General features: G+C 55.3%; 23 protein-coding genes, 1 pseudogene and 1 riboswitch. Of the genes and pseudogenes, 12 read left to right on the top strand and 12 right to left on the bottom strand.

Translation table 11 applies throughout. The annotated features are described in order from the left end of the window. Positions 1–202: pseudogene (locus ABLU86_RS08165) on the top strand (cytochrome C biogenesis protein CcdA); the annotation flags it as partial. A 63-nt stretch (positions 203–265) separates the two neighbouring features. Here ABLU86_RS08165 and fbaB read toward each other — a convergent pair. The 5 genes from fbaB to ABLU86_RS08140 all read right to left on the bottom strand — a co-directional run bounded on the left by fbaB (position 266) and on the right by ABLU86_RS08140 (position 4,054). After that, positions 266–1,318 (bottom strand): class I fructose-bisphosphate aldolase, encoded by a 1,053-nt coding sequence (fbaB, locus tag ABLU86_RS08160; RefSeq protein WP_015365768.1) that lies wholly within the window; start codon positions 1,316–1,318, stop codon positions 266–268. 148 nt (positions 1,319–1,466) lie between these two features. Beyond that, positions 1,467–2,267 (bottom strand): bifunctional hydroxymethylpyrimidine kinase/phosphomethylpyrimidine kinase, encoded by an 801-nt coding sequence (gene thiD, locus ABLU86_RS08155; RefSeq protein ID WP_032708734.1) that lies wholly within the window; start codon positions 2,265–2,267, stop codon positions 1,467–1,469. Next, positions 2,264–3,037 (bottom strand): hydroxyethylthiazole kinase, encoded by a 774-nt coding sequence (gene thiM / locus ABLU86_RS08150; RefSeq protein WP_042893804.1) that lies wholly within the window; start codon positions 3,035–3,037, stop codon positions 2,264–2,266. The genes thiD and thiM overlap by 4 nt, the downstream gene beginning before the upstream one ends. Positions 3,038–3,071: 34 nt before the next feature. Beyond that, a riboswitch (TPP riboswitch) is annotated at positions 3,072–3,168 on the bottom strand. Between the two features lie 104 nt (positions 3,169–3,272). Then, complete coding sequence (locus ABLU86_RS08145; protein ID WP_032714951.1) at positions 3,273–3,602, bottom strand: DUF1493 family protein; 330 nt, start codon at positions 3,600–3,602, stop codon at positions 3,273–3,275. Then, on the bottom strand, positions 3,596–4,054 hold the full coding sequence (locus ABLU86_RS08140) for an STM2901 family protein (protein ID WP_032715594.1): 459 nt from the start codon (positions 4,052–4,054) through the stop codon (positions 3,596–3,598). Before ABLU86_RS08140 ends, ABLU86_RS08145 begins: the two co-directional genes overlap by 7 nt. A gap of 308 nt (positions 4,055–4,362) precedes the next feature. On the opposite strand from ABLU86_RS08140, the gene ABLU86_RS08135 reads away from it, so the two are divergent. Together ABLU86_RS08135 and ABLU86_RS08130 are read left to right on the top strand one after the other, a co-directional pair. Beyond that, entirely contained in the window at positions 4,363–4,788 is a 426-nt protein-coding gene (locus tag ABLU86_RS08135) for a lipoprotein precursor-like protein (RefSeq protein WP_032706050.1), read from the top strand. Positions 4,789–5,071: 283 nt separating this feature from the next. Next, on the top strand, positions 5,072–7,048 hold the full coding sequence (locus tag ABLU86_RS08130) for an alkyl sulfatase dimerization domain-containing protein (protein ID WP_045359647.1): 1,977 nt from the start codon (positions 5,072–5,074) through the stop codon (positions 7,046–7,048). A gap of 45 nt (positions 7,049–7,093) precedes the next feature. Here the strand turns inward: ABLU86_RS08130 and ABLU86_RS08125 are convergent, their stop codons facing one another. After that, the gene (locus tag ABLU86_RS08125) at positions 7,094–7,729 is read right to left on the bottom strand and encodes a helix-turn-helix domain-containing protein (protein ID WP_045359644.1); all 636 of its coding nucleotides are present in this window, start codon (positions 7,727–7,729) and stop codon (positions 7,094–7,096) included. A gap of 215 nt (positions 7,730–7,944) precedes the next feature. Between ABLU86_RS08125 and ABLU86_RS08120 the strand changes: the two genes are divergently transcribed. Both ABLU86_RS08120 and ABLU86_RS08115 read left to right on the top strand, forming a co-directional pair. Next, a complete protein-coding gene (locus ABLU86_RS08120; RefSeq protein WP_015365759.1) occupies positions 7,945–9,921 on the top strand; it encodes an alkyl sulfatase dimerization domain-containing protein in 1,977 nt (658 codons plus the stop codon). Between the two features lie 141 nt (positions 9,922–10,062). Then, positions 10,063–10,485, top strand: a complete 423-nt coding sequence (locus ABLU86_RS08115; protein WP_015365758.1) for a universal stress protein — start codon at positions 10,063–10,065, stop codon at positions 10,483–10,485. On the opposite strand, the gene ABLU86_RS08110 is transcribed toward ABLU86_RS08115, so the two are convergent. Next, positions 10,482–11,393 carry a LysR family transcriptional regulator gene (locus tag ABLU86_RS08110; protein ID WP_015365757.1) on the bottom strand — a complete coding sequence of 304 codons (912 nt, stop codon included), beginning with the start codon at positions 11,391–11,393 and terminating at the stop codon, positions 10,482–10,484. The genes ABLU86_RS08115 and ABLU86_RS08110 overlap by 4 nt on opposite strands. Positions 11,394–11,517: 124 nt before the next feature. Here ABLU86_RS08110 and ABLU86_RS08105 point away from each other — a divergent pair, with 124 nt between their 5' ends. Both ABLU86_RS08105 and ABLU86_RS08100 read left to right on the top strand, forming a co-directional pair. After that, a complete protein-coding gene (locus ABLU86_RS08105) occupies positions 11,518–13,329 on the top strand; it encodes an adenine deaminase C-terminal domain-containing protein (RefSeq protein WP_126026711.1) in 1,812 nt (603 codons plus the stop codon). A gap of 2 nt (positions 13,330–13,331) precedes the next feature. After that, positions 13,332–14,675: an NCS2 family permease gene (locus tag ABLU86_RS08100; RefSeq protein ID WP_020078310.1), complete on the top strand. Its 1,344-nt coding sequence runs from the start codon at positions 13,332–13,334 to the stop codon at positions 14,673–14,675. Here ABLU86_RS08100 and ABLU86_RS08095 read toward each other — a convergent pair. Further along, positions 14,665–15,564: a LysR family transcriptional regulator gene (locus tag ABLU86_RS08095; protein ID WP_015365754.1), complete on the bottom strand. Its 900-nt coding sequence runs from the start codon at positions 15,562–15,564 to the stop codon at positions 14,665–14,667. The two genes, ABLU86_RS08100 and ABLU86_RS08095, sit on opposite strands and share 11 nt — an antisense overlap. A 183-nt stretch (positions 15,565–15,747) precedes the next feature. Between ABLU86_RS08095 and ABLU86_RS08090 the strand changes: the two genes are divergently transcribed. Next, the gene (locus ABLU86_RS08090; RefSeq protein WP_015365753.1) at positions 15,748–16,065 is read left to right on the top strand and encodes an RcnB family protein; all 318 of its coding nucleotides are present in this window, start codon (positions 15,748–15,750) and stop codon (positions 16,063–16,065) included. Beyond that, on the top strand, positions 16,058–16,510 hold the full coding sequence (locus ABLU86_RS08085) for a GNAT family N-acetyltransferase (RefSeq protein WP_348796152.1): 453 nt from the start codon (positions 16,058–16,060) through the stop codon (positions 16,508–16,510). Before ABLU86_RS08090 ends, ABLU86_RS08085 begins: the two co-directional genes overlap by 8 nt. Here the strand turns inward: ABLU86_RS08085 and apbC are convergent. Beyond that, positions 16,507–17,616, bottom strand: coding sequence for an iron-sulfur cluster carrier protein ApbC (gene apbC, locus ABLU86_RS08080; RefSeq protein WP_015365751.1), 1,110 nt, complete (start codon positions 17,614–17,616; stop codon positions 16,507–16,509). The genes ABLU86_RS08085 and apbC overlap by 4 nt on opposite strands. A gap of 151 nt (positions 17,617–17,767) precedes the next feature. Between apbC and metG the strand changes: the two genes are divergently transcribed. Continuing rightward, entirely contained in the window at positions 17,768–19,801 is a 2,034-nt protein-coding gene (metG, locus tag ABLU86_RS08075) for a methionine--tRNA ligase (protein WP_348796153.1), read from the top strand. Between the two features lie 138 nt (positions 19,802–19,939). Next, positions 19,940–20,404, top strand: a complete 465-nt coding sequence (locus ABLU86_RS08070) for a YehR family lipoprotein (protein WP_348796130.1) — start codon at positions 19,940–19,942, stop codon at positions 20,402–20,404. Between the two features lie 43 nt (positions 20,405–20,447). On the opposite strand, the gene ABLU86_RS08065 is transcribed toward ABLU86_RS08070, so the two are convergent. Genes ABLU86_RS08065 through ABLU86_RS08055 form a run of 3 tightly spaced genes read right to left on the bottom strand, consistent with a single transcriptional unit; the run spans position 20,448 to position 23,370 of the window. Further along, entirely contained in the window at positions 20,448–20,915 is a 468-nt protein-coding gene (locus tag ABLU86_RS08065; protein WP_020078305.1) for a DUF1456 family protein, read from the bottom strand. A gap of 53 nt (positions 20,916–20,968) precedes the next feature. Next, the gene (btsR, locus tag ABLU86_RS08060; protein WP_015365746.1) at positions 20,969–21,688 is read right to left on the bottom strand and encodes a two-component system response regulator BtsR; all 720 of its coding nucleotides are present in this window, start codon (positions 21,686–21,688) and stop codon (positions 20,969–20,971) included. Beyond that, positions 21,682–23,370 carry a sensor histidine kinase gene (locus ABLU86_RS08055; RefSeq protein WP_015365745.1) on the bottom strand — a complete coding sequence of 563 codons (1,689 nt, stop codon included), beginning with the start codon at positions 23,368–23,370 and terminating at the stop codon, positions 21,682–21,684. Before ABLU86_RS08055 ends, btsR begins: the two co-directional genes overlap by 7 nt. A 199-nt stretch (positions 23,371–23,569) precedes the next feature. Here ABLU86_RS08055 and ABLU86_RS08050 point away from each other — a divergent pair, with 199 nt between their 5' ends. Next, on the top strand, positions 23,570–24,301 hold the full coding sequence (locus ABLU86_RS08050; protein ID WP_015365744.1) for a MerR family transcriptional regulator: 732 nt from the start codon (positions 23,570–23,572) through the stop codon (positions 24,299–24,301). The last annotated feature ends 27 nt before the right edge of the window (positions 24,302–24,328 follow it).

The raw sequence follows: 24,328 nt of genomic DNA, 5'->3' as shown, positions 1-24,328 counted from the left end.
GTCGGCCGGGCTGTCGAACTTCCTCGCACCGGCGATTGCGGTGGTGCTGCTGCCGCACTTCAGCACCATCGGCGTGGTGGTGGCCTATACCGCGCTCTATATTCTGGCCTTCTTCCTGTGCCCGTTTATTCGCGTTGAGCAGCCCGGTTTTGCTACCAGCGAAGCGGCTGAACCGCTGAACGTCAGCACAGTAAAATCATAAAAAAACCCCGGAGACCGGGGTAAGTAAAATAGTCAATCCGGGCCTCGCGCCCGGATTTTTGCCTTACGCGATGGTGACTTTGCCGTCCAGATAGACATCCTGCACCGCGTTGATCAGCTTCACGCCTTCGCTCATCGATTTCTTAAAGGCTTTACGACCGAGGATCAGCCCCATACCGCCGGCGCGTTTATTGATCACCGCCGTGCGCACCGCATCAGCAAGGTCGGTTTCGCCGCCCGCCGCCCCGCCGGAGTTAATCAACCCGGCACGGCCCATATAGCAGTTTGCCAGCTGATAGCGCACCAGATCTATCGGGTTATCGCTGGTCAGCTTGCTGTAGACGCGATCGTCGGTATAACCGAAGTTCACCGCTTTATAGCCGCCGTTGTTCTCGGCCATTTTCTGCTTCACGATATCAGCGCCAATGGTGGCGGCCAGATGGTTGGCCTGGCCGGTCAGGTCAGCGGAAACGTGGTAATCGACACCATCTTTTTTGAATGCCGGGTTGCGCAGATAGGCCCACAGCACGGTGACCAGGCCGAGCTCGTGCGCGCGCTCAAAGGCGGCGGAGATCTCTTCAATCTGCCGACGCGACTGTTCGGAGCCGAAATAGATCGTCGCGCCAACGGCGACCGCCCCCATGTTGAACGCCTGTTCGACGCTGGCGTACAGAGTCTGGTCATACTCGGTCGGGTAGCTCAACGTTTCGTTATGGTTGAGCTTAACGAGGAATGGAATGCGGTGCGCGTAGCGGCGCGATACCGAGGCCAGTACGCCATAGGTAGAAGCCACGCAGTTACAGCCGGCTTCGATGGCGAGTTCCACGATATTCTTCGGATCGAAGTAGAGCGGGTTGGCGGCGAACGACGCGCCCGCCGAGTGCTCTACGCCCTGGTCGACCGGCAGAATGGACAGGTACCCCGTTCCCGCCAGACGCCCGGTGTTGTAGAGGGTCTGCATATTACGCAGCACCGCAGGCGGGCGGTTGTTATCCACCATCACCCGGTCGACGTAATCCGCTCCCGGTAAATAGAGTTGGTCGGCTGGAATAGTCATACAACGGTGCTGTAAAAGGCTGTCGGCATCTTTGCCAAGCAACTGCGTAATATCAGTCATAGCTATCTCCCGTAAGTGCTGGCCGCAGCCAGCATGTTTTATCCCAACCCAAAAATTTTGGGCAGGTTAAGCCTGGTACCGAGTTAGCATATTTTCCAGCCGGGAGCGCGTTTTTTCAGTAGATTCTGCTGTCTCGTTTCACTGCCATTTACCACCAGGCGTGGAAATGATGTACCGGGCCGATACCGTGCCCAACCTCCAGCGAATCGGCCTGCGCCAGCGCCGCCGACAGCCAGCCCTTCGCTTCGGCGACCGTTTGTCCCCAACCGGCATAGCGCGGACGCAACGCCGCCAGCGCGGCAGATAACGTACAGCCGGTACCGTGGGTATTTTTGGTCTGCACGCGCGGCGCGGTAAAGCGCTGTTCGCCTTCGCGGGTAAACAGCCAGTCCGGGCTTTCGGCGTCGTCCAGATGTCCGCCCTTCATTAATACCGCCCCGCAGCCTAGCGCCAACAACGCCCTGCCCTGTTCCAGCATCTCGCGCTCGCTTTGCGCATGCGGCGCATCGAGCAGCGCCGCGGCCTCCGGCAAATTCGGGGTGATCAGTGAAACGTGCGGCAGCAGGCGCTGGCGCAGCGTCGCAATTGCCGAGTGGGATAACAGCGGATCGCCGCTTTTCGCCAGCATCACGGTATCCAGCACCACGTTGGCAATTTGATAGCGGGCAAGACGTTCCGCCACCGCTTCAACGATATCGGTTTCCGCCAGCATGCCGATTTTCGTAGTATCGATTCGCACGTCGCTAAACACCGAATCCAGCTGCGCCGCCACGAAGTCCGGCTCAATGCGGTATACCGACTGCACGCCGCGGGTATTCTGCGCCACCAGCGCGGTGATCACCGAGCAGCCGTAAGCGCCGAGTGCGGAGAATGTTTTGAGGTCGGCCTGGATCCCGGCGCCGCCGCTGGGATCGGTGCCGGCGATGGTTAAGGCGTTAATCCGCTTCATGCCGCCACCTCCGCGTATAACGCGTCGAGGAATGCCGGGATAAAACTGCCGGGGCCGCCGTGTCGCGCCGCTTCACCTCCCGCCATTTTCATCAGGCCGCAGGCGGCTGCCACGTTTTGCAGCCGATCGCCGGGCATCGCGGCGCTTGCCGCCACAACCGCGGATAACGCGCAGCCGGTCCCTACCACCCGCGTCATCAGGACATCACCGCCGCTCACGGCAAGCGTGCGCTCACCATCGCTGATGTAATCCACCTCGCCCGTCACCGCGACCACGGTATTGAGCTTGCGCGCCAGCACCTGGGCTGCGGGTAACGCCGCAGCTACGCTATCGGTCGTGTCCACGCCGCGCCCGCCGCCGCTGCTCCCCGCCAGCGCCATGATTTCCGAGGCGTTGCCGCGAATTGCCGCAGGCCGCAGTTCCAGTAATTCGCGACAAAAATCAGTGCGTAGCGTCAGCGCGCCGACGGCAACCGGATCCAGCGTCCAGGGTTTTCCCGCCTGGCGGGCGCTCTGCGCCGCCGCGCGCATCGCGTTGGCGCGCTCAGTGGTTAAGGTCCCGACATTAATCAATAGCGCATCGGCAATGGCGGCAAACTGCGCGGCTTCCGTAGGATCAATCACCATCGCCGGCGAGGCGCCAATAGCCAGCAGGACGTTAGCGGTGAAAGTCTGGACCACATCGTTGGTCATACAGTGAACAAGCGGCGAAGAGGTGCGGAAAAGCTGCTGCAGGTGCGCGATATGCGCCGGATTTAGCGGTTGATGCATGGTTTGCTCCCGCCAGATGAGGAAGCAGCGCAGACCATGCGGTCTCTGACTTCCCTACGCTGGCATTATCCAGATCAGGTGGTACGGGTATTTCTCAGCCTTCACAAAGAAGGGCACCCCGAGTCATTTGGTACAAAATGGCGACTAACGTTCCGTTAATCTTTAATCAGGATAGTAATGCCAGCGATAAGTCTTGTAAACGGTAAAAGCGGTATGTCTCCCGGCGATATGTCCCTTAATCGTACAGCCATCTCCCGGCTTTGGCAGACTGGATAAACATATCAATGGTGAACTCTGGAACATCTACTGGTTCAGGCTTTTTAAATGGATTCCATGAAAAATTGACTTCGGGATAGTACGTTTCAAGATGGAAATTCGACATGTCGACGTTGAACTCTTTTGCATAGTCTTCAACTAACTCTTCAACGTCATCTTGATCTAACTGGACATCAAAATGAATACTCGAGTCTGCCGTGTATGTAGCGTATTTCTTGTTCCTGAGGATATAGGTCCCACTACGAATAGTGAACAACTTGATGACGCGTTTTTCGATATCTTCTACCATAGCTTATCGTTGCCCCGCGCGATGGTATTGTATTCAATGATCGTGTTGTAAATGATCTGCGATACATCAGCCACAATGATCACTTCACCAATGAGGGGAATAGTCCGTCCCACCCACGTTCCAATTTTCCTCACCATCCTCCTTTTTACAGTCCATGGAGTATAACCGCCAATCCATGTAGGCATTTTTAACCCAAATGGGAACATTCTATTGCCAAATACTCGTCTGGCACCTTTCGATAGTCTGGATGTTCCAGGAATTGCCGTTCCAGGTTTAGCCCGTGTCGCCTGATCATTTATACCCGCATACAGTGCATATACAGAGGCAACATCTTTGATACCAAATTGATCAGCAGTATTGAAGACAAAGACCATGAAAAATAGTTCTGAGGCGGTAAGGTTTGAACGCCCCGCAAAAAAGTATGTTCCATTTATTTCCTCAACAGTATCCACTTCATAATCCCTTATGATCCTTGCAGAAAGCGCCATCATAATGGCTGATTTGCATACCGTCATTACGCGTCGTTGTATCGTCCTTGTACGTTGCCACAGAGACGCCACTTTTTCCTGCGCCATGTAAGCGATTACACAAAATTTTAGCTATCCGTGCGGCGGTTGATTTAGATCACAATTCACTTAATAACCATAAGACATAGTTACTATGCGTTACTAACTAAGCGAACACAGTAACCGCAGTAGTCGCCGCTGCCGTTAGTTTGCATAACATGTTAAAAATAATTTCGACACTAAGGTCGTTAATGATGAAAGTGAAACACGTTTCTATGCTGCTGCTGGCACTCAGCGCAGCCATCGCGATTGGTTGCAGTTCACCAGCGCAGCGTATGGCCGAGTGCGAAGCACAGGGGATCAGTAAAGATGCCTGTTATATTGCGGAACAAAACAAACAGGCTACGGTGAACGCCGCAGCGGAGAAACAGGCGCTGGAAAATGCACAGGCTTTATATCCCGTGCAGAAAGCGCAATCCAGCAAAAAAGTGAAGATCTTCAATGGCATGAAGCTTGTCACAAACTCAACCGGGCTGACAGTTGATGGCAAACCCGCGGCCTTAGACGAAAGCAATGCTGACGCGAAAACCTATTCTCAGGGTTTATACGTTTTTATTGTCTACCAATCAGGAAAAATTGCCGTCATGCAGGACGGTAAATTTTTAGGCTACGCCAAATAGCGCCGCTTCCTTGTTAATTTAAAAGCGGCCTAAGGGCCGCTTTTTTCCCCTTCTCCGCAGTAGCCGACACGTCAAACGCCGAGCTAAATAAGCGGCATTAATCCCATTGGATAAATCTCATTTTACCTACGAGAGAGTGGTTTTTTAATTAATGTATTTTTTTTGTAACCACAAACTTGCTCAATGTAAACAATTGGTTATAGTTCAAGAAAGCGTTACAAGTTGTAACACCACGTCAGATCGGAATTAACGAGTGAATCGCCATTAAGGTAAGAGGATTCCAATGAAATTGACCCCCATAGTGAAAGGATTAGCCATTGCCGGCTTGCTGTCATCGATCAGCTTGTCAGCATGGGCGGAAGTCGCCGCAAAAGAAGCGACCGCTGCCACTAAACAAGCCAACGACGCTCTCTATAACCAACTCCCCTTCTCAGATAACACCGATTTCACCAACGCCCATAAAGGGTTTATTGCCGCCCTTCCCACCGAGATCATTAAAGGAGAACAAGGTAACGTAGTATGGGATCCGCAACAGTACTCTTTCATCAAAGAAGGTGAAAAAGCCCCGGATACCGTCAACCCGAGCCTGTGGCGGCAGTCGCAGCTGATTAACATCAGCGGCCTGTTTGAGGTGACCGACGGCGTCTACCAGATCCGCAATCTGGATCTTTCCAACATGACCATCATCGAAGGTAAAGAAGGCATTACCGTCGTGGATCCGCTGGTGTCGGCAGAAACCGCCAAAGTGGGCATGGATCTGTATTACAAAAACCGCGGTAAGAAACCGGTCGTCGCCGTTATCTATACCCACAGCCACGTTGACCACTACGGCGGGGTGCGCGGCGTAGTAGATGAAGCGGATGTGAAATCCGGGAAAGTGAAAATTTACGCGCCGTCCGGCTTTATGGAAGCGGCGGTGGCTGAAAACATTATGGCCGGTAACGTCATGAGCCGCCGCGCCAGCTACATGTACGGCAACCTGCTGAAACCATCGGCCACCGGACAGGTCGGCGCCGGTCTGGGCACCACCACCTCGGCGGGTACCGTTACCCTGATTGCCCCAACTAATATCATTGAAAAAGACGGTCAGAAAGAAGTTATTGACGGTCTGACCTATGACTTTATGCTGGCGCCAGGTTCAGAAGCGCCATCGGAAATGCTGTGGTTCATCGAAGAGAAAAAACTGATTGAATCCGCGGAAGACGTAACACACACCCTGCACAACACCTATTCGCTGCGCGGCGCGAAAATCCGCGAACCGCTGCCGTGGTCGAAGTACATCAACGAAGCGATTGTACGCTGGGGCGACAAGGCCGAGATTATTATGGCTCAGCACCACTGGCCGACCTGGGGCAACGAAAACGTGGTCAACCTACTTAAGAGCCAGCGTGACCTGTACCGTTACATTAACGATCAGACCCTGCGTATGGCTAACGAAGGGCTGACTCGCGATGAAATTGCCGCCAAATTCAAACTGCCGGATAGCCTTGCCAACACCTGGGCCAACCGCGGTTACTACGGCTCTGTTAGCCACGACGTGAAGGCCACCTACGTGCTGTATCTCGGCTGGTTCGACGGCAACCCGGCGACCCTCGACGAACTGCCGCCGGAAGAAGCGGCGAAGAAATTCGTCGATTACATGGGCGGCGCCGATGCCATCATGAAGAAAGCGAAAGAGGATTACGACCAGGGTAACTATCGTTGGGTAGCCCAGGTCGTCAGCAAAATCGTCTTCGCCGATCCGAAAAACCAAGATGCGCGTAATCTGGAAGCTGATGCCCTTGAACAGTTAGGCTACCAGGCGGAATCCGGCCCGTGGCGTAACTTCTACCTCACCGGCGCGCAGGAACTGCGTAACGGCGTGGTGAAAGGGCCAACCCCGAACACCGCCAGCCCGGATACCGTGCGCGCGATGACCCCGGAAATGTTCTTCGACTATCTGGCGGTACATATCAATGGCGAGAAAGCGGGTAACGCGAAATCGGTCTTTAATATCGATCTCGGCAGCGACGGCGGCAAGTATAAGCTGGAGCTGGAAAACGGCGTACTGAACCATACCGCCAACGCGGAAGCGAAAGATGCCGATACCACTGTTGCCCTCAACCGCGCCACCCTGAATAAGATCATCCTCAAAGAGGAGACGCTGAAGCAGGCCGTCGATAACGGCGACGCGAAAATCACCGGTAACGCCGATAAGCTCAATGAAATGCTGGGCTATATGGACAAGTTCGAATTCTGGTTCGACATCGTTACGCCATAATACCCTGCTCCCGCGGCGCTCGGTCGCGGGAGTTTTCCCTATTTGCTAGTAAGCTTCCGGCAATGGTCGGTCGATGGAAACCAGTTTGCCGCGCTTCATCGTGATATAGCCCCCGGCTTTCAGATCCGCCAGCACCCGAAAAACATGCGTGCGCGACAGATTAGTGCGCTTAATAATAAACAGCGCCAGGCCTTCGTTTTCCCCCTGATGGGTACTCTGGCGATAAAGATAACGAAACAGCATCGGTCTGATAGTCTGGTAGCTGGTCATCTGCCGGCGTTCGTTATGAAGATCGATAGTAAAAATCGACATATAGATAAGGATGGTCGCCAGCTCCTGGACGCGTTCAGGACCGCCGTGTAAAAAGATTTGGTCAAAGACATCATAAGTGACTTTAACCAGCTTCACCGCTGCGCTGCCGATATATTCAAACTTCGCCAGCGGGCAGTACCTTTCCATAAGCCCTATCGGCATATACTCAATGGAATTACCAATATGAAGGCCACTATCCGGCATTAATATTGACAGCGAACCTTCAGTGCAAAAATAAATATATCCTGGCTGAATTGCTAATTTTTTATTAGCCGCAACCGTCAGGGCTTCCCCTTGCGCAATTATTTGCGGAAAAAAGGCATCAATGTTGAGTTGCTGATAATAGCTATGGATATCCTGAAAATTCACGCTATGCCCCTTGCTGCGCAGTCTGCTGTGGTATCGAGTATAGCAGCGAAGTGATAGCAGATTCGAGGGTGATTATTTCTTTGATAATGACCAGTCCCATATGGGACTATCAACGCAAAGTATTCGCTTTAAAATGGCCAGTAATTAGTCCGCATTTGAATTATCCGCTGATATTAAACATTGATAGCGGAACAAATAATCTAAGAGGCCATGCAATGAAATTAAATCAGATCGCTAAACATCTGGCTCTGGCCGGTGTTTTAACTTCGCTGTCGCTTTCCGCCTTCGCTGCCGCCCAGCAGCAGGACGCCACCCCGGCAACTCAGCAGGCAAATAACGCGCTGTACAACAAACTGCCGTTTGCCGATAAAACTGATTTCGATAACGCGCATAAAGGTTTTATCGCCGCGCTGCCGCAGACCATGATTAAAGGCGAGCAAGGCAACGTTATCTGGAACCCGGCAAAATATGACTTCGTCAAAGAAGGTGAAAAAGCCCCGGATACCGTTAACCCGAGCCTGTGGCGCCAGTCACAGCTGATTAATATCGGCGGCCTGTTTAAAGTCACCGACGGTGTTTATCAGATCCGTAATCTCGATCTCTCCAACATGACCATCATCGAAGGCGAGAAAGGGATCACCGTTATCGACCCGCTGCTGAGCGCCGAGCCGGCGAAAGAAGCGATGGATCTCTACTACGCCAACCGCGGTAAAAAGCCGGTTGTCGCCGTCCTGTTCACCCACAGCCATGTTGACCACTACGGCGGCATCCGCGGCGTGGTTGATGAAGCCGACGTGAAGGCTGGCAAAGTAAAAATCTACGCCCCGGCCGGATTCATGGAAGAAGCGGTTTCCGAGAACATTATGGCCGGTACCGCGATGAGTCGTCGCGCCAGCTATATGTACGGCAACCTGCTGAAGCCTGACGCCAAAGGCCAGGTCGGCGCTGGTCTTGGCACCACCACCTCTGCGGGTACCGTGACGCTGCTCCAGCCGACCAACTACATCACTAAAACCGGCCAGCAGGAAGTGATTGATGGCCTGACCTACGACTTCATGATGGCGCCAGGTTCCGAAGCACCGTCGGAAATGCTGTGGTATGTCAAAGAGAAGAAAATGATTGAAGCGGCAGAGGATGTTACCCATACCCTGCACAACACTTACTCGCTACGCGGCGCGAAGATCCGCGATCCGCTGGCCTGGTCAAAATATATTAACGCCGCTATCGACCGCTGGGGCAACGATGCTGAAGTCATTATCGCTCAGCACCACTGGCCAACCTGGGGTAATGACAACATTATCAAGCTGATGAAAGGTCAGCGCGACATGTATCGCTACATCAACGACCAGACCCTGCGTATGGCCAACGAAGGCCTGACCCGCGATGAAATCGCCGCTAACTTCAAGCTACCGGAATCGCTGGAAAAACAGTGGTCGAGCCGCGGTTATTACGGCTCCGTCAGCCACGATGTGAAAGCGACGTACGTTTACTACCTCGGCTGGTTCGATGGCAACCCGGCGACCCTCGACGAGCTGCCGCCGCAACAGGCTGCGAAGAAGTTCGTTGAATACATGGGCGGCGCCGATGCCATCATGCAGAAAGCCAAAGCCGACTATCAGCAGGGGAACTACCGCTGGGTGGCGCAGGTGACCAGTAAAATCGTCTTCGCCGACCCGCAGAATGCCGATGCGCGTAACCTCGAAGCGGATGCCCTGGAGCAGTTAGGCTACCAGGCGGAAGCCGGTACCTGGCGCAACTTCTACCTGACCGGCGCGCAGGAACTGCGTAACGGCGTACAGAAGCTCCCGACGCCTAACACCGCCAGCCCGGATACCGTTCGTGCAATGACTCCGGAGATGTTCTTCGACTACCTGGGCGTACATATCAACGGCCAGAAAGCCGGCGCGGCAAAAGCGGTCTTCAACATCGATCTTGGTAAAGATGGCGGTAAGTACAAGCTGGAACTGGAAAATGGCGTGCTTAACCACACCGCTAATGCGGTAGCAGACAACGCTGACGCCAGTATTACTCTGAACCGCGATACCCTGAACAAGATCATTTTGAAACAGGAAACGCTGAAGCAGGCTGAAGATAAGGGCGACGTCAAGATTAGCGGCAATGGCGCTAAGCTCGATGAAATGCTGAGCTACATGGACAAATTTGAATTCTGGTTCAACATTGTCACCCCGTAAGCGATAATCGCTGAATCTCCCTCGCGCCCTTTCTGGCCGCGGGGGATTTTTTTATCCATTCGCCTCGCATGTTCTGATTTGCGTTCCCCTCGCCGCAGGCCCAAAATGAGTTCAGGACTGTTTTATTGCGCGGAGGTATATATGACCGTTTATCACCATGCGCTGGTACTGATTAATAGCAGCCTTGATGGTGTTCCGTTGCTACAACACGCCGCCAGGATGGCGCAGGAAAACGGGATGCGGATTACCATCGCCCACATCAGCACCGACTACCGGGCGCTTAATTACGTGTCCGACAGCCTGCAGAATGATGAAGTATCGCAAGAGGTCATTCAGGCCAAAGCCCTGCTCAACGAGCTGGCGACGACCGTCGCCCTGCCGGTACAGACGCTATCGCTGGTGACGACCCGCCGTTTTGCTGATGTCGAAGAGTGCGTACAACAACGCCATATCGATTTAATTATCGCCGGACACCATAACCGGCTGCTGGGGGTGCTGTCCTCGCACTCGCTGGAGTACATCAACCATTTGACGGTGGACGTACTGATAAAACACCTGCCCTAGCGCAATGCGGACTGTAACAGAGAAAAACACTCTTCGATTAACGGTGCAAGCGCCTGCGGCCCACGCATCAGGGCCACCGTCCGCGTGAGCGCCGGCTGCTGCAGTTGCGCCACCTTTAACGCCGGATCGTGCAAATAGGTCGTATACAGCGCCGGGAGAATGGCCACCGCCAGCCGCGAACGTACCAGCCCATAAAGGGTTTCGATATAGTCTACCTGGTAACGCGTCGTTAAGGTCAAACGCTGGCTTTCCACCAGCGCCGCCACCAGCCGCTGAATATTCCCCTTTGAGAAAACGGCAATATCACGGCCTACCAACTGCTTCCACGGTAAATTTGGCTGCGCAGCGAGCGGATCGTCGCGGTGCAGTACCACCACGAACGGATCCTCGCGTAGCGGATAAACCAGTAGCTCAGCTGGTAGCGAACTGTCGATCGCGCCGATACCAAAATCAATCTCACCGCTTTGCAGCGCCCGCATTAACGCATCGTTGGTCTGGTCATGAAATTCGATGCGCAGACGCGGAAAGGCTTGCGCCAGAGTCTGCGGCAGCAGCGGAAACAGCAGCGAGCTCACCGACGGCACCAGCCCGATACGTACCGTACCATCGCCGCCCGCTTCCACGATCTGCTGCATATCAAAAAAAGAAGCCTGGGCCACGCTCAGTATCCGCTGGGCATGGGGTAAAATCGCCGCCCCCAGTTCCGTCAGAGTCACCGCCGAGGCGGTACGATTGACCAGCTTGCCGCCGATCACACTTTCAATCTGCCGTAGCGCACTGCTGAGCGCCGGTTGGCTAATCGCCAGCCGATTGGCGGTATCGGTAAAATGGCGCAACTGAGCCAGGGTCACAAAATACTGCAGTTGTTTCAGTGAGAGCGCGGGCAGACGTTGCCAGGGTTCGTTCATTGTCAGGTTCGCTACCAATGGTCATACAGAATAACCCGAGCTTATCGGGCGATAAATTTATTCATCTGGGCAAACGTTTGCTGTGCCCCTAGAGTATCCGCATTATCCTTGTGGTGGAGTTGTTATGTCCAGCAATGCTGAAGTCCGTCGTCGCGCCGTGCAGGCCGCACGCGGCGAATCCCCGTTTGATCTGTTGCTCGTCGATGCGCAGATCGTCGATATGGCCACTGGCGAAATCCGCGACGCTGACGTCGGCATCGTTGGGGAAATGATTGCCAGCGTGCATCCGCGCGGCAGCCGCACCGACGCCCATGAAGTGCGCTCGCTGCAGGGAGGCTATCTGTCGCCTGGCTTGATGGACACCCACGTACACCTTGAAAGTTCGCATCTTCCGCCCGAGCGCTACGCCGAAATCGTCCTGACGCAGGGTACCACCGCGGTGTTCTGGGACCCACATGAACTGGCCAACGTGCTCGGCGTCGATGGCGTGCGCTACGCGGTTGATGCCAGCCGCCACCTGCCGCTACAGGTGATGGTGGCCGCGCCATCCAGCGTCCCCTCTACGCCAGGTCTCGAAATGTCCGGCGCTGATTTCGCCGGCGCTGAAATGGAAACTATGCTTGGCTGGCCGGAAGTACGCGGCGTAGCGGAAGTGATGGACATGCATGGCGTGCTGAACGGCAGCGAACGGATGCAGGAGATTGTCCAGGCCGGACTTAACAGCGGCAAACTGATTGAGGGCCATGCCCGTGGGCTCAGCGGCGCCGATTTACAGGCGTATCTCGCCGCCGGCGTCACCTCCGATCACGAACTGACTTCAGCGGCCGATGCGCTGGAAAAACTGCGCGCCGGGCTGACTATCGAAATTCGCGGCTCGCACCCCTATCTACTGCCCGATATCGTTGCGGCGTTAAAAACGCTGCCGCATCTCTCCTCGCAAATCACCGTCTGCACCGATGACGTACCGCCGGATATGCTGCTGGAGAAAGGCGGCATTATTGCCCTGCTCAACCTGCTGATTGCACACGGTTTGCCAACGGTCGATGTGCTGCGTTTCGCCACCCTCAATGCCGCTATTCGCCTGCAGCGCAACGATCTTGGGCTAATTGCCGCGGGGCGACGCGCGGATCTGGTGGTGTTTGATTCGCTGGAGAAACTCGAGGCTCAGGAGGTCTATGTCGGCGGCAAACTTATCGCTCGTAACGGTCACCTGCTAACCCCCCTTGCCGCCGCGCCCGGCGTGACGCCACCGCGTGATACCTTGCAGTTAGCCCCCCTCGATGCAGAAGATTTTATTCTGCGAATTAAGGGCATTCGCCATGGTGTCGCCCGCCTGCGCCACATCAGCGGCGCGCGCTTCACGAAATGGGGTGAAGTAGAAGTACAGATCCGCGACGGCGAAGTACAACTGCCCGCGGGGTTTAGCCTGATTTGGGTGAAGCACCGCCATGGCCGCCATCAGGCAACGCCGCAAATCGCCCTGCTCGAAGGCTGGGGGGAGCTGCGCGGCGCCATTGCCACCAGCTACTCGCATGACTCACATAACCTGGTGGTGCTCGGGCGCGCTGCGAATGATATGGCGCTGGCGGCAAATCAGTTGATCGCTTCCGGCGGCGGAATGGCGCTGGCGCAACATGGCGAGATCCTGGCCCATGTGGCGATGCCGATTGCCGGCATGCTCTCCGATCTTCCCGCCGCCGAGCTGGCGCGGCAGTTCCACGAGCTGCGAGATTTAAGCAGTAAAGTCGCCGACTGGGAGCCGCCATACCGGGTATTTAAAGCGATTGAAGGCACCTGCCTCGCCTGTAATGCCGGGCCGCATCTAACCGATTTGGGTCTCACCGACGGCGGCAGTCGCCAGATAGTTGACCCGTTGATAGCCTGCCGGGAGACTCCGGCGCCAACTCATCACAACAATAATCCTCAGGGAGCCTGAGCATGGCCGATAACACACTTCATACTTCTGCCCGTAGCCACTGGCTGGAGCGCCGCTTTGCGCTGCACTCACGGGGCGGTTCGCTACGCACCGAATGCCTGGCCGGGATCACCGGCTTTCTCGCCGCCGCCTATTTACTGGTGGTTATTCCAGGACTGCTGGCGATTGGCGGAATGGATAAAGGCGCCGCCACCACCGGCACCATCCTGGTCTTTGTCGCCGGTTCGTTATTAATGGCGTTTTATGCCAACCTGCCGTTTATCGTCGGTCCGGGCATTGGCGGCTCGGTACTGGTGGGGGTGACGCTGGCGGGCAGCGAAGGTATTGGCTGGCAGATTGGCCTCGGGATTGCCTGCTGGTCGGGGATCCTCTTCTTCCTGTTGACCCAATTCGGCCTGCGCGAAGTGGTCACCCGCTCGGTACCGCAATCAATTAAGCTGGGGCTGACGGCCTCGATCGGGTTATTCGTTGCGGTGCTCGGCTTTCGCAATGCCGGGCTGGTGCTGGCGAATGCCAAAACCAACGCCCTGATGCTCGGTGATTTTCTTGCCCCCGGCGCGCTGGTGGCGCTGTGCGGCCTGTTTTTGGCGATAGCGCTACAGGCGCGTAAAGTGCCAGGCGCGATATTGTGGGCTATTCTTTTCGCCACCCTGGTGGGTATTCCATTCGGCGTGACAAAGCTACCGGACAGCTTTATTGATGTTCCTCACTCGCTGGCTCCGGTGTTCGGGCAAATCGATCTGTTGGGGGCATTAAATATCGCCTTCCTGCCGTTCCTGTTCGTCTTTTTCGCGTCCGAGTTTTTCTCGACCATGGGTACGACGCTGGCGGTCGGCGGCGAGGCGGGCTTACTGGATGAAGAAGGCAACATGCCGCAGATTAATCGCCCGTTTATGGTCGATTCGATTGCCGCCGCGCTGGGCCCGTGGGTCGGTATTCCGGCGGCCACGGCGCTGATTGAATCATCCGCGGCGGCGGAAGCCGGCGGCAAGACCGGCCTCACCGCGCTCTCGGCGGCGGTGATGTTCCTGCTGATGTTGCTGTTTACGCCGGTGGCGCTCATGATCCCTAAAGAGGCCACCGCGCCGGCGTTAATTTTGATAGGCCTGAACATGTTTAGCGGCCTGCGCAAAGTCGATCTGGGGAACTTTACCGACGGACTGCCGGTGTTAATGATGGTGATGATTACGCTAATCGCCAACAGCTTCGGCACCGGTATTGCCGGCGGGCTGCTGTTTTACATTGTCATTAAAGCAATCGCCGGCAAGTGGCGTGAAATTCCGATTGGCCTGTGGGTGCTGGCGATCCCGCTAATCTATTACTTCGCGACCTTAGTTAAGCACTAAGCGCTTCACAATGTGATTTCACCTCTTGATATAACAAACGCACCGCGGCAGAGAGCTGTTTGCGGTGCGGACAAATCATGTTCAGCGGCGTTAAATCGCCCTGAAAGTCCGGCAGCAACCGCACCAGACGCCCTTCCCGCAGGTCGTCGCTGACATCAAGAAACGATTTATAAGCGATCCCCTCCCCGGCTACCGCCAGCCGACGGATCACCTCCGCATCATCGCTCATAATCGCGCCGTTCATCTCCACGGTATGCACTTCATTACCTGAAATCAGCGGCCAGCGGTCAAAAGGGCGGCCGCGTAATACGTACAACAGCGCGCTGTGCCGGGATAACTCCTCCAGACTACTGATTTGACCGTGGCGGGCAACCCACTGCGGTGAAGCCACCAACACCCGACGGTTTTCCGGCGCGACGGGCAGCGAGATAAACGAAGCGTCTTCGTGGTAGCCGTAGCGAAAAGCGACATCCACCGGATCTTTAAACACGTCGGTCAGATGATCGGAAAAGTGCAGCCGCAGGCGCAACGCCGGGTGACGTTCGCGAAAAGCGCAAAACACCTTGAGCAGCAGGTTACGTCCAAGATCGGATGGCACGGCAATTTGCAGCGTGCCGCGGACTTCATCCCCCGGCGCCTGAATTTTCTGTAACCCGGCCTGTAGGGTATCAAGCATCTGGGTGGCGTAGGGCAGCCAGGTTTCGCCCTCCGGGGTCAGGCGCAGGCTACGGGTCGAACGAGCAAAAAGGCGAATGTTGAGCGTCGTTTCCAGGCGTTTGATCGCCGCGCTGACCTGCGCTGGCTGCTGCCCCGCCTCCCGCGCCGCCTCGCTAAAACTGCCTAACGCCGCCGCGCGGACAAATAAGGTCAGATCTTCCAGCCTGAACATGCCAAGTCTCCCCTGCTTCAGAATGCTCCCAAAATAGCGATTTACCGCCTAACAACGCAAGCGGGACAAGACTTCAGCCGTGTTTTGCTTACACTTTTTAAAAAACCAGTGCTTGCCATTTCAGCAGCGCTTCAGGAATGATACGAGGCTGCTATTTTGAGTCCAGGTAATATTGAGGAAAATATGCGTAAAACAAAAATGATGCTTCTGGGCGTACTTCTTGCCAGCGCCAGCGCAAGCTGGGCGGCGCCGGCCTCCGGGATTGAACAGTATGCGATGAAAGAATTCACCGCTGATTTTACCCAATTTCATATTGGCGATACCGTGCCGGCGATGTACCTCACTCCAGAGTACAACATCAAACAGTGGCAATTGCGTAACCTGCCCGCGCCGGATGCCGGCAGTCACTGGACCTATATGGGCGGCAACTACGTTCTGATCACCGACACCGAAGGCAAGATCCTGAAAGTGTATGACGGCGAGATCTTCTATCATCGCTAAGTCCTCGACGCAGGCGCAATTGCGCATTCGCCCCGGTCGCGCCAGCGACTACCCTCGCCTGCGTCAGCTGTTTCTTGACGCGCGTCTTGCCTCATGGACATGGCTTAACGGCGATCAATGGCGGCTGGAAGATTTTGATGTCGTGGTGCAAGACGAACAGCTATGGGTCGCCGAATGCGGCGATGTGCTGGCAGGATTCGCCTCGGTGTGGGTTATCGACAACTTCCTGCATAACCTGTTTGTGGATCCGCAGTGGCAGGGAAAAGGCGTCGGTAGCCTGCTGCTGGAACAGGTTCAGCGCTCATTCAAGCACCGTGGTACGCTGAAGTGTCTGTCTCGAAATGAAAACGCCCTGCGCTTCTACCAGCATCACGGCTGGAAACTCGAAGCCCAGGGCGCGTCTCCTGACGGAGATTATTGGCTGATGCGTTACACCCAGCCTTAAACGGCGCGGAAGGCGATCTCGCTCGGGATAACCTCGCCCTGCCAGTACATCTGCGCCGCCACGCGTCCCGCCAGCTGGCGGTAGATATCGGTAAACTCGCTTTCCGGACGCGCAATAACCGTCGGCGTGCCTTTATCCAGATCTTCACGCAGCGTGATATGCAATGGCAACTGGCCTAGCAACTGAGTGTGGTACTTCGCCGCCAGCTTCTCGGCGCCGCCGGTGCCAAAGATAGGTTCGTGGTGGCCACAGTTGCTGCAGATATGCATGCTCATGTTTTCCACGATGCCTACGACCGGCACTTCTACTTTCTCAAACATCACAATGCCTTTTTTGGCGTCGATCAGCGCGATGTCCTGCGGCGTCGTCACCACCACCGCGCCGGTTACCGGAATGTTCTGCGCCAGGGTCAGCTGGATGTCGCCAGTTCCCGGCGGCATATCCAGCACCAGGTAATCCAGATCCGGCCACAGCGTCTCCTGCAGCATCTGCATCAGCGCCTTGCTGGCCATCGGGCCGCGCCACACCATGGCGTTGTCATCGGTCACCAGATATCCGATGGAGTTCGTCGCCAGGCCATACTTCATAATCGGCGCCATATGGGTGCCATCCGGTGATGTCGGGCGGCTGTCTTCCGCGCCAAGCATGGTCGGAATCGACGGACCATAGATATCGGCATCAAGGATACCCACTTTGGCCCCTTCCGCCGCCAGCGCCAGCGCGAGGTTGACGGCGGTAGAGGATTTGCCCACCCCGCCTTTACCGGAACTGACGGCGATGATGTTTTTCACGCCATTAATACCCGGCTGGTTTTTCACCCGCTTCAGGGTGGCGATACTGTGAGAGAGCTTCCAGTCGATGGCTTTCGCGCCGGTGATACGCAGCAGCTCGGCGCTGCATTGCTCCTTCAACGCCTCAAACGCGCGGGTCCAGACGAACGGCATTTGGATCTCGATATGCACGGTATCGTCAAGCCAGGCGACATGGTGCAGCGCCTTTAGCGTGGTGAGGTTATGTTTCAAGGTTGGGTGCTGGAAATTAGCCAGAGTCCCGGCGACCATCGCGCGTAGACGTTCGGGGGATTTGGCCTGGGATTGCGAACTCATCCCGACTCCTTTGTTATTGTGAGTTGATTCTTGTCCGTTAAGTTTACCTGAAAGGGAATAATTCCCCCACAATAAGCTTTGGGCTTACCAAATTATTGCCTTTCAGGTAACATCAAAAGCCCTTTTTACAACAGAAGATGTAATGCCCACTATGACTCAAGTCGCGAAAAAAATTCTGGTAACGTGCGCGCTGCCGTACGCCAACGGCTCTATCCACCTCGGCCACATGCTGGAGCACATCCAGGCTGATGTCTGGGTCCGTTACCAGCGAATGCGCGGCCACGAAGTCAACTTCATCTGCGCCGACGACGCCCACGGCACCCCGATTATGCTGAAAGCGCAGCAGCTTGGCATCACCCCGGAGCAGATGATTGGCGAGATGAGTCAGGAGCATCAGACCGATTTTGCCGGTTTCGATATCAGCTACGACAACTATCACTCGACGCACAGCGACGAGAACCGCGAGCTGTCGGAGCTTATCTATATCCGTCTGAAAGAAAACGGTTTTATTAAAAACCGCACCATCTCTCAGCTCTACGATCCGGAAAAGGGCATGTTCCTGCCGGACCGCTTCGTCAAAGGCACCTGTCCGAAGTGTAAATCTCCGGACCAGTACGGCGATAACTGCGAAGTCTGCGGCGCCACCTACAGCCCAACTGAGCTCATCGATCCGAAATCTGTAGTATCCGGCGCGACGCCGGTGATGCGTGAATCTGAGCACTTCTTCTTCGACCTGCCGTCCTTTAGCGAAATGCTGCAGGCGTGGACCCGCAGCGGCGCGCTGCAGGAGCAGGTGGCGAACAAAATGCAGGAGTGGTTCGAATCCGGCCTGCAACAGTGGGATATTTCCCGTGACGCGCCGTACTTTGGCTTTGAAATTCCCAACGCGCCGGGCAAATACTTCTACGTCTGGCTGGATGCGCCGATCGGTTACATGGGTTCCTTTAAGAATCTGTGCGACAAACGCGGCGACACCACCAGCTTCGATGAATACTGGAAGAAAGATTCCAGTGCCGAGCTGTATCACTTCATCGGTAAAGATATCGTGTACTTCCACAGCCTGTTCTGGCCGGCCATGCTGGAAGGCAGCAATTTCCGTAAGCCGACCAACCTGTTCGTTCACGGCTATGTCACGGTAAACGGCGCCAAGATGTCCAAATCACGCGGTACCTTTATCAAGGCCAGCACCTGGCTGAACCATTTCGACGCCGACAGCCTGCGCTACTACTACACCGCTAAGCTCTCTTCGCGCATTGATGATATCGACCTGAACCTGGAAGACTTTATCCAGCGCGTTAACGCCGATATCGTTAACAAAGTGGTGAACCTGGCTTCGCGTAACGCCGGCTTTATCAATAAGCGCTTCGACGGGATGCTCTCCGCCGAACTGGCTGACCCGGCGCTGTATAAAACCTTCACCGATGCGGCTGCCGCTATCGGCGAAGCGTGGGAAAGCCGCGAGTTCGGTAAAGCCATCCGCGAAATTATGGCGCTGGCCGACGTCGCTAACCGCTATGTTGACGAGCAGGCGCCGTGGGTGGTGGCAAAACAGGAAGGCCGCGACGCCGATCTGCAGGCAATCTGCACCATGGGGCTGAACATGTTCCGCGTGCTGATGACCTGGCTGAAGCCGGTTCTGCCGGGGCTGAGCGCGCGCGCTGAAGCATTCCTCAACACCGAGCTGAGCTGGGACGCCATCCAGCAGCCGCTGCTGGCGCACAAGGTTAACGCCTTCAAAGCGCTGTACAACCGCATTGAGATGAAACAGGTCGAAGCGCTGGTGGAAGCCTCTAAAGAAGAAGTGAAAGCCGCCGCCGCGCCGGTGACTGGCCCGCTGGCCGATGATCCGATCCAGGAAACTATCGCCTTTGACGATTTCGCCAAGGTGGATATGCGTATCGCGCTGATTGAAAACGCCGAGTTCGTCGACGGTTCCGATAAGCTGCTGCGCCTGACTCTCGATCTCGGCGGCGAGAAGCGTAACGTCTTCTCCGGCATCCGCTCCGCCTACCCGGACCCGCAGGCGCTCATTGGCCGCCTGACAGTGATGGTCGCCAACCTGGCGCCGCGTAAAATGCGCTTCGGCATCTCCGAAGGGATGGTGATGGCCGCCGGCCCTGGCGGGAAAGATATCTTCCTGTTAAGCCCTGACAGCGGCGCACAGCCGGGTCAGCAGGTTAAATAACCTCCGTAAAAGCGCTGCTCCGGCAGCGCTTTTTTATTCCCTTCACGCCTTCTGTTGCGACAACGCGCAATAGCCATAATAATCATTACTGTCTGCTCCTCTCTGGACGCGCAATACCACTCAACATAGGGAATCGTGATGAAATTTAACCGCAAGATGGCTGGCGTGCTGGCCGTATCTGTTCTGCTGGCGGCCCTCGCCGGCTGCGATAATAAAAAAGAAGAGAGTAAAACCTTTGCGCTGAATACCAACGGCGTCGAACTCAGCTTTACCTACCACTATGACGGCGACAAAGTATTGCGTCAGGATGCCGACAACACCATTCCCTATAAATCGATCGGCGCCGAAAATAAAGAACAGGCGCGGGCCATTATTGAGCCGATTAGCAGCGTGTATCGTAATCTACAGGGCGTAGAACAGACCATCGACTATAAAGATTCCTATGCGCTTGAGCATCTGACCGTGGATTTTAGCAAAGCGAAAATCAGCGAGCTGTGCAAACTGCCGGGCTCGATATTCACCGACTGCTCACAACAGTTTGTTTCACTATCTGTGTCAACTAAATTGCTGGAATCGCAGGGTTTTAAAGAGGTGAAGAAGTAAAGAGGTGCAGGGCCCGGGCGCAGGCCCGGGTCAAGTCAGGCGCTTAGCCTTTGGCGTGCTCGCGTTCGGTAAGACCGCGCAGGAAATAGCGCAAAAACTGATCACCGCATTCGCGGTAGTTTTTGTGGTCCGGCGCGCGCATCATGGCGGTGATTTCCGGCATCGACACACGGAATTTTTGCTGAGTCAGGATTGCCAGAATGTCGTCGGTCTTCAATGAGAAGGCGATACGCAATTTTTTCAGTACGATATTGTTATTCACCCGGCGCTCGACCGCCAGCGGCGGCGCCGACTCATCTTTACCACGCTTGTCGTAAATCAGACCGTTGAGGAAATTCGACAGCACGACATCCGGGCAGCGCGCAAACCCTTCTTCCTCTTCTTTTTTCAGCCAGGGTACCAGTTGTTCCGCACTCACCGGCGCATCCGCCAGCGCAAAGATGCGTACCAGACCGTTATTATTCGTTTTCAGGGTGTAGCGCAGGCTACGTAAAATATCGTTACTGATCATAATGCCTTCATGATGAAAAATGCTGGCGCTAAGTCTACCATGATTCCGCGTTTTTACAGCCCAATCGCCTCCTTCAGGCTTTTCAGATAGCGGCGGCTGACCGGCACCGTTTGCCCGGCGCGCATTAACAATTCCGCCTGCCCATTCTCCTCAAGGCGGATCTCCTTCAAATGCGCCATGTTAACGAGATATTGACGGTGGCAGCGCAACAGCGGCGTACGGCTTTCAAGCGTACGCAAAGTCAGTTCGGTAAACCCTTCTTTGCCTTCGCTATCGGTGACGTAAATCCCGCTCATCCGGCTACTCACAAAAGCCACATCTTCCATCTGCAGCAACCAGATGCGGCTGTGACCGGTGCAGGGAATGTACTTCAGCGCCTGCCGGGCATCATCCAACAGGGATACATCCTGCAGGCTGCGCTCCTGGCGCAGGCGGCTCAGGGTTTTCTCCAGCCGGGCGTTTTCGATCGGCTTGAGCAGATAATCAAAGGCGTGCTCTTCAAAGGCCTTCACCGCATATTCATCGAAGGCGGTTAAAAAGACGATATAGGGGCGATGCTCTGGATCGAGCATACCAACCATCTCCAACCCACTGATGCGCGGCATTTGAATGTCCAGAAACAGCACGTCGGGACGCAGCTTATGCACCGCGCCAATCGCCTCGACGGCGTTGCCGCATTCGCCGACGATATCAATATCGCTTTGCGCCTCCAGCAGAATGCGCAGATTTTCCCGCGCCAGCGGCTCATCATCGACGATTAAAACTTTTAGCATGCATTCTCCTCCAGAGGCAGTCGCAGCGTAATGCGGGTAAAATGTTCCGCTTCGCAAGCGACGCTAATTCCGCAGTCGGCGCCGAAGCGCGTACGCAGTCTTCTGTCCACCAGGCTCATTCCGAGCCCGCTGGCATTAGGGTTATCCCGATACAGCCCGGCGTTATCTTCCACATCCAGCTGTAACCAACGCTCATGCTGACTGGCGCGAATGGTAATTTCGCCTACGCCAAGATGCTGAGAAGTGCCGTGCTTGATCGCGTTTTCGACTATCGGCTGTAACGTAAACGCCGGTAGCTGCAGATGTTCAAGCGATGCAGGAACCTGCATACGTATCTGTAAATTATCCTGGAATCGCGCCTTCTCAATTTGCAGATAGGCATTCACATGTTCAATTTCGTCCGCCAGGGTGACGATCTCCGTTGGTCGCTTCAGATTTTTGCGAAAGAAGGTTGATAGATACTGCACCAGTTGTCCGGCCTGATCGCTATCGCGGCGAATCACTGCCTTCAGCGTGTTCAGGGCGTTGAACAAAAAGTGCGGGTTGACCTGAGCATGTAGCAGCTTAATTTCCGACTGGGTCAGTAACGCCTTCTGCCGTTCATACTGACCGGCAAGGATCTGCGCCGACAGTAGCTGGGCGATCCCCTCCCCCAGCGTACGGTTAATCGAGCTGAACAAGCGGTTTTTCGCTTCATATAGCTTAATGGTGCCAATCACCCGCTGGTTCTCGCCGCGTAACGGGATCACCAGCGTTGAACCCAGTTTACAGCCAGGATGAATTGAACAGCGGTACGGCACTTCGTTGCCGTCGGCATAAACCACTTCGCCGGTATCAATCGCCCTTTGCGTATAGGATGATGAGATCGGCTTACCTGGTAGATGGTGGTCATCGCCGATGCCGGTAAACGCCAGCAGCCGCTCGCGGTCGGTAATGGCTACAGCACCGATATCCAGTTCCTGAATCAGCACCTGAGCCACCTTCATACTATTCTCTTCGTTGAATCCCTGACGCAGGATCCCCTCGGTAGAGGCCGCCACTTTCAGCGCGGTGGCGGAAAAAGCCGACGTGTATTTTTCAAACATCGCCCGCTTATCCAGCAGGATACGCATAAATAGCGCGGCGCCGACGGTATTGGTAACCATCATCGGCGCGGCAATACTCTGTACCAGGTGCAGCGCATCCTGAAAGGGTCGCGCAATGAGCAGGATTATCAGCATCTGTACCAGTTCAGCGAAAAAGGTAATCGCCCCGGCGGTAAGCGGGCTGAACACTTTATCCGGGCGGCCGCGCCTGATTAGAATGCTGTGCACCAGACCACCGAGCAGCCCTTCGACAATGGTCGACACCATACAGCTTAACGCCGTCATTCCGCCCAGCGAATAACGATGCAAGCCCCCGGTCAGGCCCACCAGGCCGCCGACCACCGGGCCGCCGAGCAGGCCGCCCATCACTGCGCCAATAGCGCGGGTATTTGCAATAGAATCTTCGATATGCAGACCGAAATAGGTCCCCATAATGCAAAAAATTGAGAAGGTGACATAGCACAGTAACTTATGCGGCAAACGCACGGTGACCTGCATCAGGGGAATGAACAGCCGCGTTTTACTCATCAGCCAGGCGATGACCAGAAACACGCACATCTGCTGGAGCAGCAGCAATACCAGATCGAACTCGTACATACCCGCAAACCACACAACCTTTGAAAGCGCGTAACATACACTGACCGCCTATAACTTTCTTTGAAGCGATACAAGAAAATGATAAATCATGGTGACGATCACACTTCCCATCGTCTCATTAGCGCCCGAAAGCGCAAAAAATGAACAATTGATAAACCCCTTCTACAGTTAAATCAGGAGAACACGGCGGGAGGGGAAAATGGCGCTGTATACGATAGGCGAAGTGGCTCAGCTTTGTGATATCAATCCCGTGACGCTGCGAGCCTGGCAGCGACGTTATGAACTTATTAAACCGCAGCGCACCGATGGCGGTCATCGATTATTCAATGACAATGAAATTGAGCGTATTCGCGAAATTAAGCGCTGGATTGATGCCGGCGTACAGGTCAGCAAGGTAAAAAACCTGCTACCTGACCGCGAAGAGGATGCTGAAGACGGCTGGCGCGAACAGCAGGAGATATTGCTCGGTTTTCTACAGGAAGGTCATTACCAACGCTTGCGCCTATGGCTAAAAGAGCGCAGCCACAGCTATTCCGCGCAAACGCTGGTCCATTACCTGATTAATCCGCTCCGCCACCGCCTGTTAAGCCCGCAGCCAACGCTACTGGCGCTGCGCAGCCTGCTCGACGGCATCTTGATCAATCATATCGCCCAATGTCTCGCCCATGCCTGGAAACGCCCCGGCCATCACGCGGTGGTGGTTGGCTGGAATACCGATGACACCACCCGACTGTGGCTGGAGGGCTGGAAAGCCTGCGAGCAAGGTTGGCGGGTCGACGTTGTCGCACATTCCCTGAACCAGATCCGTCCGCAACTGTTTCCTGACAGCACCCTACTGGTGTGGTGCCCCACACCGCCAGGTAGTCCACAGGCAGCACAGCTTCGCGATTGGGAACAGCGGGAAAACCTGATCTGGCTAAATAGCAATTAATGTTTCGTTAACACCAGCGCTTCACCG

The organism is Klebsiella sp. JN_Kp121 (genome assembly GCF_040062145.1).
In the GTDB taxonomy this organism is placed as follows: Bacteria; Pseudomonadota; Gammaproteobacteria; order Enterobacterales; family Enterobacteriaceae; genus Klebsiella; species Klebsiella aerogenes.
The sequence above is the reverse complement of the archived record's forward strand: the minus strand, read 5'-3'. Positions and strand labels throughout refer to the sequence as shown.

Bases quoted from the DNA above. Each gene is read 5' to 3' on its own strand.
- ABLU86_RS08145 (WP_032714951.1), bottom strand. From the start codon at position 3,602: ATGGTAGAAGATATCGAAAAACGCGTCATCAAGTTGTTCACTATTCGT.
- ABLU86_RS08105 (WP_126026711.1), top strand. From the start codon at position 11,518: ATGTCCAGCAATGCTGAAGTCCGTCGTCGCGCCGTGCAGGCCGCACGC.
- ABLU86_RS08135 (WP_032706050.1), top strand. From the start codon at position 4,363: ATGAAAGTGAAACACGTTTCTATGCTGCTGCTGGCACTCAGCGCAGCC.
- ABLU86_RS08095 (WP_015365754.1), bottom strand. From the start codon at position 15,564: ATGTTCAGGCTGGAAGATCTGACCTTATTTGTCCGCGCGGCGGCGTTA.
- apbC (WP_015365751.1), bottom strand. From the start codon at position 17,616: ATGAGTTCGCAATCCCAGGCCAAATCCCCCGAACGTCTACGCGCGATG.
- ABLU86_RS08130 (WP_045359647.1), top strand. From the start codon at position 5,072: ATGAAATTGACCCCCATAGTGAAAGGATTAGCCATTGCCGGCTTGCTG.
- fbaB (WP_015365768.1), bottom strand. From the start codon at position 1,318: ATGACTGATATTACGCAGTTGCTTGGCAAAGATGCCGACAGCCTTTTA.
- ABLU86_RS08065 (WP_020078305.1), bottom strand. From the start codon at position 20,915: ATGATCAGTAACGATATTTTACGTAGCCTGCGCTACACCCTGAAAACG.
- ABLU86_RS08110 (WP_015365757.1), bottom strand. From the start codon at position 11,393: ATGAACGAACCCTGGCAACGTCTGCCCGCGCTCTCACTGAAACAACTG.
- thiD (WP_032708734.1), bottom strand. From the start codon at position 2,267: ATGAAGCGGATTAACGCCTTAACCATCGCCGGCACCGATCCCAGCGGC.
- ABLU86_RS08050 (WP_015365744.1), top strand. From the start codon at position 23,570: ATGGCGCTGTATACGATAGGCGAAGTGGCTCAGCTTTGTGATATCAAT.
- ABLU86_RS08115 (WP_015365758.1), top strand. From the start codon at position 10,063: ATGACCGTTTATCACCATGCGCTGGTACTGATTAATAGCAGCCTTGAT.
- ABLU86_RS08070 (WP_348796130.1), top strand. From the start codon at position 19,940: ATGAAATTTAACCGCAAGATGGCTGGCGTGCTGGCCGTATCTGTTCTG.
- ABLU86_RS08090 (WP_015365753.1), top strand. From the start codon at position 15,748: ATGCGTAAAACAAAAATGATGCTTCTGGGCGTACTTCTTGCCAGCGCC.
- thiM (WP_042893804.1), bottom strand. From the start codon at position 3,037: ATGCATCAACCGCTAAATCCGGCGCATATCGCGCACCTGCAGCAGCTT.
- btsR (WP_015365746.1), bottom strand. From the start codon at position 21,688: ATGCTAAAAGTTTTAATCGTCGATGATGAGCCGCTGGCGCGGGAAAAT.
- ABLU86_RS08120 (WP_015365759.1), top strand. From the start codon at position 7,945: ATGAAATTAAATCAGATCGCTAAACATCTGGCTCTGGCCGGTGTTTTA.
- ABLU86_RS08055 (WP_015365745.1), bottom strand. From the start codon at position 23,370: ATGTACGAGTTCGATCTGGTATTGCTGCTGCTCCAGCAGATGTGCGTG.
- metG (WP_348796153.1), top strand. From the start codon at position 17,768: ATGACTCAAGTCGCGAAAAAAATTCTGGTAACGTGCGCGCTGCCGTAC.
- ABLU86_RS08100 (WP_020078310.1), top strand. From the start codon at position 13,332: ATGGCCGATAACACACTTCATACTTCTGCCCGTAGCCACTGGCTGGAG.